The 11,422-nt window shown below is 60.3% G+C and carries 13 protein-coding genes; 10 read left to right on the plus strand and 3 right to left on the minus strand.

Features of this window, described 5'->3' with window-relative positions; genetic code table 11:
• Positions 1-748: hypothetical protein (locus EN993_RS23235; RefSeq protein ID WP_127264927.1), on the minus strand; the 748-nt coding region annotated here is incomplete at its 3' end.
• A gap of 171 nt (positions 749-919) precedes the next feature.
• Here EN993_RS23235 and panB point away from each other — a divergent pair.
• The 4 genes from panB to EN993_RS23255 all read left to right on the plus strand — a co-directional run bounded on the left by panB (position 920) and on the right by EN993_RS23255 (position 4,204).
• The gene (gene panB / locus EN993_RS23240) at positions 920-1,756 is read left to right on the plus strand and encodes a 3-methyl-2-oxobutanoate hydroxymethyltransferase (RefSeq protein ID WP_063169249.1); all 837 of its coding nucleotides are present in this window, start codon (positions 920-922) and stop codon (positions 1,754-1,756) included.
• Entirely contained in the window at positions 1,753-2,661 is a 909-nt protein-coding gene (gene panC / locus EN993_RS23245; RefSeq protein WP_063169248.1) for a pantoate--beta-alanine ligase, read from the plus strand. The genes panB and panC overlap by 4 nt, the downstream gene beginning before the upstream one ends.
• A 98-nt stretch (positions 2,662-2,759) precedes the next feature.
• A complete protein-coding gene (locus EN993_RS23250; RefSeq protein WP_063169247.1) occupies positions 2,760-3,479 on the plus strand; it encodes a LuxR family transcriptional regulator in 720 nt (239 codons plus the stop codon).
• A 92-nt stretch (positions 3,480-3,571) separates the two neighbouring features.
• Positions 3,572-4,204 carry an acyl-homoserine-lactone synthase gene (locus tag EN993_RS23255; protein ID WP_063169246.1) on the plus strand — a complete coding sequence of 211 codons (633 nt, stop codon included), beginning with the start codon at positions 3,572-3,574 and terminating at the stop codon, positions 4,202-4,204.
• A gap of 365 nt (positions 4,205-4,569) precedes the next feature.
• Here EN993_RS23255 and EN993_RS37950 read toward each other — a convergent pair whose 3' ends face one another.
• Positions 4,570-4,818, minus strand: coding sequence for a DUF6074 family protein (locus EN993_RS37950; RefSeq protein WP_063169245.1), 249 nt, complete (start codon positions 4,816-4,818; stop codon positions 4,570-4,572).
• A 599-nt stretch (positions 4,819-5,417) separates the two neighbouring features.
• Between EN993_RS37950 and EN993_RS23265 the strand changes: the two genes are divergently transcribed.
• From EN993_RS23265 to EN993_RS23270, 3 genes are all read left to right on the plus strand, one after another.
• Positions 5,418-5,888, plus strand: coding sequence for a hypothetical protein (locus EN993_RS23265; protein WP_224570941.1), 471 nt, complete (start codon positions 5,418-5,420; stop codon positions 5,886-5,888).
• A complete protein-coding gene (locus tag EN993_RS38370) occupies positions 5,881-6,015 on the plus strand; it encodes a hypothetical protein (protein ID WP_256754986.1) in 135 nt (44 codons plus the stop codon). Before EN993_RS23265 ends, EN993_RS38370 begins: the two co-directional genes overlap by 8 nt.
• A 174-nt stretch (positions 6,016-6,189) precedes the next feature.
• Positions 6,190-6,435 carry a hypothetical protein gene (locus EN993_RS23270; protein ID WP_063169243.1) on the plus strand — a complete coding sequence of 82 codons (246 nt, stop codon included), beginning with the start codon at positions 6,190-6,192 and terminating at the stop codon, positions 6,433-6,435.
• A gap of 189 nt (positions 6,436-6,624) precedes the next feature.
• On the opposite strand, the gene EN993_RS23275 is transcribed toward EN993_RS23270, so the two are convergent.
• Positions 6,625-7,014 carry a hypothetical protein gene (locus EN993_RS23275; RefSeq protein ID WP_024505560.1) on the minus strand — a complete coding sequence of 130 codons (390 nt, stop codon included), beginning with the start codon at positions 7,012-7,014 and terminating at the stop codon, positions 6,625-6,627.
• 706 nt (positions 7,015-7,720) lie between these two features.
• On the opposite strand from EN993_RS23275, the gene EN993_RS23280 reads away from it, so the two are divergent.
• The 3 genes from EN993_RS23280 to EN993_RS23290 all read left to right on the plus strand — a co-directional run bounded on the left by EN993_RS23280 (position 7,721) and on the right by EN993_RS23290 (position 11,125).
• Positions 7,721-8,935: a cation:dicarboxylase symporter family transporter gene (locus EN993_RS23280; protein WP_210326676.1), complete on the plus strand. Its 1,215-nt coding sequence runs from the start codon at positions 7,721-7,723 to the stop codon at positions 8,933-8,935.
• Between the two features lie 171 nt (positions 8,936-9,106).
• Positions 9,107-9,391 carry a thioredoxin domain-containing protein gene (locus EN993_RS37955; RefSeq protein WP_224570942.1) on the plus strand — a complete coding sequence of 95 codons (285 nt, stop codon included), beginning with the start codon at positions 9,107-9,109 and terminating at the stop codon, positions 9,389-9,391.
• A gap of 732 nt (positions 9,392-10,123) precedes the next feature.
• Positions 10,124-11,125: a zincin-like metallopeptidase domain-containing protein gene (locus EN993_RS23290; protein WP_063169241.1), complete on the plus strand. Its 1,002-nt coding sequence runs from the start codon at positions 10,124-10,126 to the stop codon at positions 11,123-11,125.
• Positions 11,126-11,422: the final 297 nt, after the last annotated feature.

Consider the following 11,422-nt stretch of genomic DNA (forward strand, 5'->3'; position numbering starts at 1 on the left):
GCGTGAAGGAAGGCCGCATAAGCTCGAACACGACCGGCCGGTATTTGATCTTCGAACGCAGCCGCGCGATCCCGGTTGCCAGAATACGACGGTGGTCAGCGACCATTGGTTTGCCAGCCGCGGCCGCAATCGCGTCCCTGCCGCCACCGGCCTCCTCAATCAGAGCAGCTTCATAGAGCAACTCGTAGCGTTGGAGCGTGAGTTCCTCGTTCCAATGGCGGTCGTCGAAGCCGAAGGCTATCGCAGCGCGCTGCCGGCGCTCGCGTTGAGTGGTCGGCTCGCTGGCGCCGCCGGCCCACTCAATCAGGCGGGGCCGCAATCTATCGAGCAGCACAGGCGGCGTGCCGAAGCGGTGGTCCTCCCAGGGAAAATATTCGTACCAACTTTGCCAGCCGCACGCGGCCGAGTTCGTTGCCTGTTCCTTCCTGGTCAATGCGAGATAGCTGATTGAGATGACGCGCTGGTGGCGCTCAGTGCCGATGCGATCGCGATCGGCGAAGGTGTAGAGTTGCTCGATGTATCCAAGTGCATGGCCGGTCTGCTGCTCCACCCACCCCCTCAAACCCGACTGCAGTGATCGATGCTCAAGGGCAAAAGGTCCAGAAGGGAGGGTGTCCGCATGACCGACTGTGAGGACACAGGGCTCACTGTCGTTTACGGCGACCACGACGGCAGTCAGGTCCACTTTGGCTTCGTCAGCTTTGACGGCGGCTTTGCCTTTCTTGGTTCTTCTTGTCTGAGGATCCATGTTTGCGAAAGCGGGTTGGCCCAACGGAGCGCCTTAATCGATTGAATGTAACCTTGGAAGCCAGCACGTCAACACCGGAGTACTCAAGCGCTGTTTTTAGCTCTTCGCAGTCGCACAAAAATATGCCAAACGCGACACCCGCTGTTGGTAACGTAAGGGAAGGGGCCTCGGTTGAGCGCGGCTGGTGAGATAAAAGGGATGACTCCTCCAGATATTCGATCGCGAAAAGGCCAGACGCCACTTGTATGCTTGACGGCCTACACCACGCCGGTCGCGAGGCTGCTCGATCGCCACTGCGACATCGTTCTTGTCGGCGACAGCGTCGGCATGGTGCTGCACGGCCTGTCGTCGACGCTGGGGGTCACGCTCGACATGATGATCATGCACGGACAGGCCGTTCGCCGCGGCCTTGAACACGCGCTGATGGTCGTCGACCTGCCCTTCGGTTCCTACGAGGAAAGCCCAGAGCACGCTTTCGGCAACGCTGCGCGCGTGATGGGTGAGACCGGTTGTTCAGCGGTAAAGATCGAGGGCGGCGAGACCATCGCGGAAACCATCCGCTTCCTTACCGCGCGCGGCGTACCTGTCATGGCCCATGTGGGCCTGACGCCGCAGGCGGTAAACACGTTTGGAGGCTATCGTGTGCAGGGCCGGGGAGCCGATGCAGAGCGGATCAGGCGCGACGCCAGGGCGGTAACTGAAGCTGGCGCCTTCTCCTTGGTGCTGGAAAAGATACCGGAGCAGCTTGCACGGCAGATAACCGCCGATATCGACATACCCACCATCGGCATCGGTGCCTCGCCAGCTTGCGACGGCCAGATTCTGGTGAGCCACGATATGCTCGGGCTCTTCACCTCATTTCGGCCGAAGTTCGTCAAACGCTATGCCGAGCTCGGTGAGCAGGCTGAGGCGGCAATCGCCGCTTACGCCACCGATATGCGGAACCGGCACTTTCCGGCGGTCGAACATCTCTATGTCAACGCCTTGAAGGCCGGTGACTTCACATGAGCGTGCCGATCGCTCGAACCGTGAGCGAGCTGCGCGGCGTCGTTGCGCAATGGCGTCGCTCGGGTGCCACGATCGGTATTGTGCCGACCATGGGAGCCTTGCACGACGGGCATCTGAGCCTCGTGCGGAAGGCGCTCGAAAGGGCCGAGCGGGTGATCGTGACGCTGTTCGTAAACCCCAAGCAGTTCAACAGCCCCGCCGACCTGATTGCCTACCCTCGGACGGAAAGCGACGATGCTGCCAAGCTCGCTCTGCTGGGCACGCATCTGCTCTATGTGCCGGACACAGAGGAAATGTACCAGGTGGGCTTCGCCACGGCCGTTTCAGTGTCCGGCATCAGCGAATGCCTTTGCGGCGCATTCCGGCTCGGCCATTTCAATGGCGTGGCGACGGTCGTGGCCAAGCTCTTCCTGCAGGCCGGCGCTGACTTCGCCTTTTTTGGCGAAAAGGATTTTCAGCAACTTCAGCTTGTCAGGCGCTTGGTCCGGGATCTCGACATTCCGATCACTATTGTGCCCTGTCCGACAGTCCGCGAAGCCGATGGTCTTGCGCTATCGTCGCGTAACGTGCGGCTCTCCCCAGCCCAACGCGCCATTGCCCCAAAACTAGCATCGGTCCTGCTCGATACGGCCGAGCGGCTTGCACGCGGCTCCCCCATCCTGCCTACGCTTGATGAAGCGCGTGCAGCAATTCTGGCTGCCGGCTATCGCGAGCTCGAATACCTGGAGCTTCGCGGAGAAACAGACCTGCAATCGTTAGCAAGCCTTGACCGACCGGCACGCTTGCTTGCTGCGGCTTGGCTTGGCGACACGCGGCTCATCGATAACGTCGCAATATCACCCATCGGTAGTTGGTCAGGTGGGCGGAGCTCTCTCCAATCGGAAGCAGCACAGCAATTGCGGTGATGACGGCGGCGCGTCGTATGCCCTGCAGGGACAGGCCATCATTTAGAACCACGTCTCCGTCGGCTTCCAGCAACCTCCGCGAGGTACGCTAAGCGCAGATGCATCGCGTATTTGAAACCTTGGTCGAGCAACTCTCTGCAAGCGTCGATGCCGTCGATCTCCATGAGGCAATGGCGTCCGCCGCAGCCGGGTTCGACTTTCCGCTCTTCGCTTATTTCACCTACCCATCCGCTTCCGGCGACAGGCCGCGATTGATCTCGAATTATCCATCATCATGGACATCACATTACCTGCAACAGCGCTACCACAGCGTGGATCCCGTGATCCTGCGGGGACTGCGGGGCTGGGATACCTTCGACTGGGGTGTGGACCGCGATCACCGTTATTTGCCGACCTCTCAGCAGGAAGTCCTGGAAAAAGCAGCTGAGTTCGGCATTCGCGGCGGACTGACCATGTCGATGCATGATCATCGCGGCCGGTTCGCCGCACTGACCTTCGCCTCCAACGAGGCGCATCCGCCATTTCTGAGGTCGCTGACGCGCTACGAAAAAGCAATGCAACTGGTTGCGATCAACGTTCATATCCATGCCCGGCGCAGGCTCGCCGAAGATTGCGTGGTAGATGGCATAATGCTCACCCGGCGGGAGTTCGAGTGCCTGAAATGGGCGGCGTGCGGCAAGTCGGCCTGGGATATCAGCCAGATTCTCGGTGTCTCGAAACGCACCGTGACCTTCCATCAGGAAAACGCCAAGGCGAAGCTTGGCGTGCGAACCATCAACCAGGCCGTAGTGCGGATGGCTGCTCGGGCGAGATCCTGATCCTCTCCAAGTCTAGCTGTAAAGGTCTACAGGCTGCATTCATGACGGCTTTGCCCTTCGATTGCGTGGACACATCCCGCACGGAGACGACAATGATGCAGCTGATAACACCCGACTGCTACGCCGAGTTTGCGAGCGAACTCAAGGAAATGCACGGACTTAGGTATCGGGTTTTCAAGAAGCGGCTCGATTGGGAAGTGCAGACCGAAGGCGAAATGGAAACGGACTCGTTTGACAGCCTGAACCCCGTCTACCTGCTTCTCAAGGGGTCCGATTGGCGAACTTGCGGCTGCGTCCGCCTTTTGCCGACCACCGGACCGACAATGTTGCGCGATACGTTTCCGACGCTGCTGGATGAGATGGTGGTCCCTGCGAGTGCCGATATCTGGGAGAGTAGTCGTTTCGCGCTCGATCTCCCTGCGACAGCGCCGAAGGCAGCTGGCGGCCTGGCCCAAGCAACCTACGAGCTCTTCGCGGGGATCATCGAATTCGGCTTGGCCAACAATCTCTCCGGGATCGTAACGGTGACAGATACGCGCATCGAAAGGATCCTTCGTCTCGCGACCTGGCCGTTGTCACGTATCGGACAGCCCAAGCAGGTCGGCAACACCGAGGCAGTCGCCGGCTTCCTCGATATTTCCTACGCCAGTCTCTTGCGCATCCGCTGGAGGGGACGCCTCAACGGGCCGGTGTTGTGGCAACCAGTTCTCATCCAATCGGCATAGCGCCTGCGGATGCTCAGCCGTGACTTGAGTTAAGTCTGCTCACGGCCGCCACCGCCGCCGTGAGGGTGAGCGGACCCGCCCCACGAGCTTTCGACTGTTCCGGTCGATTGGCTCGCGCGGCCGGACTTTGGATTTCCGTAGGCGCAACCCGCAGTCCAGCGTGAGCACGCCAAAATGGCGCCCCTCCGCTTCGTCCAAAGAAGCCAACGTGGCTTCTGAGGTCGTCTTAGAATATTGGACCGGCCGCCGTGAGCGATCGCAACCTCAAAGCTTTGCCGGTATGCCGGTTTGGCCGGACCGTCGGCCAGTCGGAGCAGTCCCCCGATAAGGACCCGAGCTGACGCGCGGTCCAACAGCGCCCGAGCCTATGCTTTGTGCATTACCGTTCGGTTGGCCATGTCGTCCAAGACCGCATGAAGAAGGCTTCCAACCTCCTGCGCAGCGAGCTCTGGCGCAATTCCTACATCGGACAATTGAATGAGCATTTTCTTGGCGGCACAGCGCCAGAACGCGCTCGCCGCCTCGCCGTTCTTGGTCTCGAGGGCCTGGGCGATACTTTCGACCAATATACGTCGCCGATGCAGCGGAAATACGCAAATGTTTGATTCATGCATCAATCACCTCACAGATTCAGTTCCACAAAGAAAAACACCGGCGTCTTCAAAAGAGCCCCGCTAGCGCGGTGACGGTTCGCGGCGACATGACGAGTTCCACTTCCCCATCGACAAGCCATTGGGAGATGAGCCGCCGGACCGCATATCCGGGACCGCACATAAGGTGAACCACCATTGCTCATCCGGCTGCATTTTCCTGGGCCGTTCGACGAGGCGTTCCAGCCGAATTGACGTCCAATGACTTGATCTCTGAAAGGGCAGGGCGGTACGAATCACCCGACTGTTCCGCTGCTTACATTCCTGCGAGCTTGTGTATGAACGATTAAAGCGTGCCCGAGCCGTTCTTGGTGGCCGCCGCAGAAGGGAATCATGTCATCCGCTGCCTATCGTAGGCGGCGCGACTTCTAGCATGACTGCACTGCCCCGACAGGGCTTTGCAATCGCGCGTTTCGAAGCCTATGCTTTGGCATCGGCCGGCATTTACTTCGGTGCAGCCGACAGTAAGACGTACGCGCTCTTGCCCCGTTGGAAGAGAGCCTTGCCCGATCCCTCTTTCGCGACCAGGTGCTGAAGCCCTCACCCCGCAGGACTTCGCGCTTTTGCGACCATCGCTGCATCACGTCGAACCGGGCATCAAGGACAAGTTGGAGGTCGCGCATCAGCCGATCAAGAACGTATATTTTCCCGAGAGGGGCATCGCGTCGGTGGTCGCCACCATGACCGGCGGGCGGCAAGGTGAAGTCGGCATTGTCGGCTATGACGGGATGAAAGGAATTGCCGTCATTCTCGGAAAGGAAAGCACTACCTGGCGCCTGCCGGTTGAAAACCTTCGCCCTGCGATTAGCCCGTCGCTTCGCACCTCAGTGCTGGACTATGCCCACGCGTTCCTCGTCCAATCATGCCGGACGGCACTGGTCAATGGCCACTCCAAGGTCGAAGAACGGCTGGCCCGCTGGCAGCTGATGGTCCACGACCGTGCGGAAGGAGATAAGATCCTCCCGACGCATGAATTTCTGGCGACCATGCTCGCGCCCACCGCCCGGGGTCACCACGGCCCTGCAAATGCTTGAGTATCGAGGACTGGTGCACGCCAAGCGCGGCGAGATCACGATCATCGACCGTGCCGGATTGATAAAGCTCACACATGGCGCTTATGACAAGGAGGAGCAGCGTTATTTCGGCCTGGCCGCTGCCTGAAGCATGTCGGTTGAAACGGGTTCAGCCGACGTCTCCTTGCCCCTCACCAGGTCGCCCAAAAGCATCAGCGGTTTTGAACGAATCGCAGCGATTGTCCGCAATCGGACATAGGCTTGAAGGCGGTCGAATTCGTGCCATAAGTCGGGTTGGTCAGGGTTCAGGGAGGAATTCGTCATGACCAATTCGTTTCACACCGTCACCGTCGAAAAAGCCGCAGAAGCCTATGTCCTTTCCAGGGGAAGGGTCCGCTTTCTCTCCATGGCGCAGGCGATCCGCGCCATCCGAACACTAATGCCGGCATGCAAGGCCACCGACCGCGAGTTGGAGGAACTGTTGGCGGCCGCTTCCTTCGTTCATGGCGTGCCCGTCGCCTTCGACACAAAAACAGCCGATGGTGTAGAACCACGGCTGCATTCCTAAGAGGGCATGCCGCGCCATGCAGACTGTCAGAGGGCATTCGTCAGATGGTAGTCCGCTAACTTAACTGCAGAGTCTAAAGGACGTGTTCCAGCATTGCGAACTCACCGATCGCTTTGTTGCCAAAGCTGCCAGCAAGCGATCGCCTCATCCAGCCGTTTGCACCATCTCATCACAGACATCATCGCGATGCTACCTGTCCAGCATATGTCCAGCATTTCGCAAGGCGGCCAGAAGGAGCCTCGCATAGCCTGTGACATCGATCTGGGCCTGCATCGAAAGGGGCATGCTGGTCCAGTTCTCCAACGGTGCAATGAAAGGTGAGAAGGTGCCATTGACAAGGCAACAACAGCTAACAAGGCCCTCTCGGTCCAATGCCACCACACCGATCTTGTCGCCTGGATATCCAATGGCTGCGACTCGCTGGACCTCCAGGTCACCGTCCACCCGCACGTCAAAAAGAAGGCTACCACGGCTCCTCGTGGCTATCTCAGCCGCCTTCTCATCAAAGCTTGAAGAGAGCAAGCGGACGCTTTCCACCGCCATCTGGAAAATCACCAAATCCAGTTCATTCACGGCCATATGGGCATTTCCGCGCAACGGGTGGTGATTGCAATGACACATACTGCTTGTTCACAGATGTCGGTCACGAACGATCATTCGTCGGGTTCCGGTTCCGACCAACGGTGTCGCCACCTGATCGTGCTGCGGTTCGAACCTTCCGAACGCGAGCCGAGCGCGCTATGAGGTTGGAGTCTAGGTCTCGGACCCTGCCTCGCGGCCTGCTCATCTTTGGCAGACCCGTTGCAACGCCGCCGCGATGGCGCAAACGCCAGATGACGCTGATCCATCGCTTGATCGTGAACTGAGCTTCTGAACACCATTGGGACAGCAGGGTGGAAGGGCTTGACCAACGCTGCCCCCGTTTTCCAAGAGGACCCGTCCTCGATTGAATCTTTCGAGCCCCGTGCAGCGCGCAGCCAAATGATGACCATCTGGACCCAGCTCGCAGACCGCAAGGCAAAGAGGGAACCTTCCAGGCAGCCAAGCTGCGTCGACGCAAAGAGCGGCCTTTGGAGTTCCCAGAATCGACCCTTCCATAGTTGCGACAGGCAACCACTGCACGAGTGTGGGAGAGCGAATCGCAAGCATTGCGTGAGGTCCTGCGCGTTTTCCCCTCTTGCTATTTGGCACATCGTTTGCGCCGAAGTGGGCGCAGCGTTCGACCGGAGCACTGCATGGGAGAGGGAGGAGCCCCACCCCGATCCGGTCAAGGAGAGAGACGGTGTTGGTTCCAAGAGTTCCCCGCGCGATCTTAGCGCCCCGCAAGCGCCATTTTGCCCGGACCTACGTGCAGGTACTTGCCGCCATAATCCTGGGTGCCGCAATCGGCTATTTCCATTTGGAGACCGGCCACAGCCTGAAGCCGCTCTGCGATGCCTTCGTCGATGTCGTCAAGATAATCACCGTACCTGTCATCTTCCTGACAATGGCGACCGGCATTGCCGGCATGAGCGATCTGCAGAAGGTCGGCCGAGTTGCCGCCAAGGCGATGGTTTATTTCCTTACCTTCTCGACGCTAGCACTCCTTGTCGGGCTGATTGTCGCGAATATCGTTCAGCCTGGCGCCGGCCTCAACATCGATCCGGCCTCGCTCGATGTCGAAGCCGTTAAGGGCTATGTGGCCACGGCTCACGAGCAGTCCGTGACCAGCTTCCTGATGAACATCATCCCGTCAACGATTGCCAGTGCCTTCGCGGAAGGCGACATCCTGCAAGTCTTGTTCCTCTCGGTCCTGTTCCTCTCGATCCTGTTCGGCGCGGTCTGCCGCTACAACGGCCGCTCGCTCTTCTCTCTCGTCCGATACATCAAGGACGAGCTGCTGCTCGCAATGTCCTCCTCAGAGGCCGCGCTGGCCTCGCTCATGGAGAAGATGGAAAAGGCCGGCGCCACGCATTCGGTCGTGGGTCTCATTCCATTCAATCTGGACGGCACGAATATGATGCTCGCCGCCCTTTTCATCGCCCAAGCGACGAAAACTGATCTCCCGATCGGCTGCCGGATCCTCATGCTGTTTGTCGCATTGTTCCCTTCGAACGGAACAACCCGCATTACCGGTGCAGGCCTCGTCACAATGGCTGCAACGCTCTTTCTTGTTCCGGCCGCACCGGTCACCTCCGTGGGGCTTATTCTTGGCGTCGATCAGCTTATGTCCGAATGCCACGCGCTGACGGTTTTTCTCCGCAGCGTAGCGGCAACGCTGGCTGTCACCCGGTCCGGGGCGAGCGGGATAAACGACGATTCGGGGAGCGCCTCACTAGCGGACCGTTCAGCGCTCTGGCGGTGGACGGTCAAGTCGCCCGGCGTGGTGAACACAATTCCCCGTGCGAACGACGCTCAGCTATTGGGGTGGACCCGATGGCGCAAAGCCGTATTTGAGAAACCGCCAGATCGCACCGGCACCTGTGCGCCTGTAGCAACTGCGGGGCACGATCAAAACTGACCCATTTTACACCAAAAAGGCGGCCGTTGCTGCCACGCCGTCCATGGATTGGAGACTCATGTCTAAGCCGACTGCCATCACTGTCGCAGCTCTTCTTTTACTCCTCGCCTTGCTGGCGAGCCAATATAGCGCGAACCTGCACCGGCAGGCGTGGTCGACCGACAGGCAAAAGTGGAGCGGCGCATTCGACAACGATCTCCTTCGCCAATCGCCGGCAACCCGCAAGGCGATGCCGTTCTGGTCATATTCAATGACTACCACAACTGTCCGCATTGCAGACTGGCTGATATCAACTACCAAAAAGCCTTCAAGCATGAGCCCAATCTGAAGCTTGTGATCAAACAGTTCCCGGTCCTGGGACCGGATTCCCAATTCCCAGCCTTCGCCGCACTCGCCTCGAGAAAACAGGGAAAGTTCGACGAATTCCACCGCGCCCTTATGATTTCCCCCAGTTGAAGGGTCACTCTCAAGATCGCAGCGCGTGTAGGCCTTGACGTTGAGCAGCTCAAGCGGGAATGCAAGATCCGGCCATCGCAGATGAAATGCGCGCGTCCGCGCACTCGCGAAAGGTCTGCACTTAGACGGTACGCCCGCGTTGGTGGTCGGCGATATAGTGGTCGCCGACCTTGTGGACATGGCCAGCTTGCAACGCTTGCATCGCCGATGCGCGCTCAAAGCGTGCTGGCTCTCGTGCGGGGCAGCATCTGTAGACCGGCCACGCTGTTGTTGCCGGAGCGTGCCGTTTGTGGCAGCTGGCTTTGCTGTCGCTCCTCGTAATCTTGTTGCGGTCATCCAGCTGCCGTGGGCGCCAACAACAATCCTGAGCGCCCGCGCCTGAAGTCGCTGGCCGGGTGCTCGTGAACCGAGCCCGCTTTTCTTCGGCAAGCTCAGGCGGTCTTGGCCCTGCGGCATCGCCCCCTGGCGCGGGGCAGCCTTCGGCTGCTGACGGTCGCCGGCCTGTCGGCCGGCGTCTTTCTATTGTGGCCTTCCCCCTGGCGCAGGGTGGGCAGCACTCCCTTCTAGGCCCGCCGCGGCGTCCCGCAACCCTTCGCTTGTCGCTTTCGGGTCCTCCACTCCGTTCCGGTCCTGCTGATGCAGTCCGCCTCCGACGGCGGGCCTTTCCGGTCGCTTTTGCCGCCCACCCCGCTTCCGGGGAGGGCGCGCGATTGTAGAGCGGAGGACATCACGATGCGTGCAAACAACAAACGTTGCGGCAGCCGACAGGCTGGCGCAGACAGCGGCGGGCGCACCGGCGCCAGCCTTTATCAGGAAATCACCGACCGCATCATTGCCGAACTGGAGCGCGGCACCGTGCCATGGGTCAAGCCGTGGGGCAGGGCAAGGACAGGCCTCGGCCTGCCGCGGAATGCGGCCACCCAGCGCCGATATTCCGGCATCAATATCCTGATCCTGTGGGGCGCGGTCATCGAGCGCGGTTTCCCCAGCCAGAACTGGCTCACCTTCCGGCAGGCGCTTTCGCTTGGCGGCAATGTCAGGAAGGGCGAGCACGGCACCACCATCGTTCACGCTGACCGCTTTGTTCCCAAGAACGAAAAGCAACGCGCCGACACCGATGGCGACGAACCGCAGGCGGTGCCCTTCCTGAAGCGCTTCACCGTCTTCAATGTCGCGCAGTGCGATAATCTGCCCGAACATCTTTACGCCGCCGGCGAGCCTCTGCCTGAGCGCGAGATGGTCCCGCAGGCCGAGGCGCTCATTCATGCAACCGGCGCTGATTTTCGCGTCGGCGGCGAGCGCGCCTTCTACATGCCCGGCAGCGACACCATACAGGTGCCGCCGCAGCCGGCTTTCTTCCACCAGATCGACTATTACCGGACCTGCTTTCACGAGCTTGGCCACTGGACCGGCCACCCGAGGCGACTCGCGCGCGACCTGTCCGGCTCCTTCGGGTCCAACACCTATGCGCGCGAGGAACTGGTCGCCGAAATCGCATCAGCCTTCATCTGCAGCAGTCTCGGCATCGAGCCGACCGTGCGCCATGCCGACTACATCGGCTCATGGCTGACGGTTTTGCGCGAGGACAACCGCGCCATCTTCCGCGCCGCAAGCCATGCCTCGAAAGCCGCCGATTTCCTGCTTGGCCGCAATGTCGATGTCGAAGGCGAGGCACATGCCGAAACCGCCTATGGGAGCGCGCAATCCTCACACGCGACCGCCTTGCGCCTCTGATGACGCAAAGCCGCGCGCAACCAACTCGACAGTTCTTTTGAGGTTGCCCTAACGCCGATGGCCGGCGTTGGCGTCGATCGTTCATCGGACCGAGGTTCGCAAAAAAAGAGGGCGGCATTGATGCCGCCCTCTCGTTGCGAAAGCTGCCAGAGCTGGATTAGAAATCCATGCCGCCCATGCCGCCCATGCCGCCGCCGCCCATGCCGCCAGGCATGCCGCCGCCAGCCGACTCCTTCTTCGGAGCCTCCGCGATCATGGCTTCGGTGGTGACCAGCAGGCCGGCGACCGAGGCCGCGT

It is taken from the genome of Mesorhizobium sp. M7D.F.Ca.US.004.01.2.1 (assembly GCF_003997785.1).
Taxonomy (GTDB): Bacteria; Pseudomonadota; Alphaproteobacteria; order Rhizobiales; family Rhizobiaceae; genus Mesorhizobium; species Mesorhizobium loti.

Coding starts and splice junctions, on each gene's coding strand:
- panC (WP_063169248.1), top strand. CDS start 1,753: ATGAGCGTGCCGATCGCTCGAACCGTGAGCGAGCTGCGCGGCGTCGTT.
- EN993_RS23250 (WP_063169247.1), top strand. CDS start 2,760: ATGCATCGCGTATTTGAAACCTTGGTCGAGCAACTCTCTGCAAGCGTC.
- EN993_RS23255 (WP_063169246.1), top strand. CDS start 3,572: ATGATGCAGCTGATAACACCCGACTGCTACGCCGAGTTTGCGAGCGAA.
- EN993_RS37950 (WP_063169245.1), bottom strand. CDS start 4,818: ATGCATGAATCAAACATTTGCGTATTTCCGCTGCATCGGCGACGTATA.
- EN993_RS38370 (WP_256754986.1), top strand. CDS start 5,881: ATGCTTGAGTATCGAGGACTGGTGCACGCCAAGCGCGGCGAGATCACG.
- EN993_RS23270 (WP_063169243.1), top strand. CDS start 6,190: ATGACCAATTCGTTTCACACCGTCACCGTCGAAAAAGCCGCAGAAGCC.
- EN993_RS23275 (WP_024505560.1), bottom strand. CDS start 7,014: ATGGCCGTGAATGAACTGGATTTGGTGATTTTCCAGATGGCGGTGGAA.
- EN993_RS23290 (WP_063169241.1), top strand. CDS start 10,124: ATGCGTGCAAACAACAAACGTTGCGGCAGCCGACAGGCTGGCGCAGAC.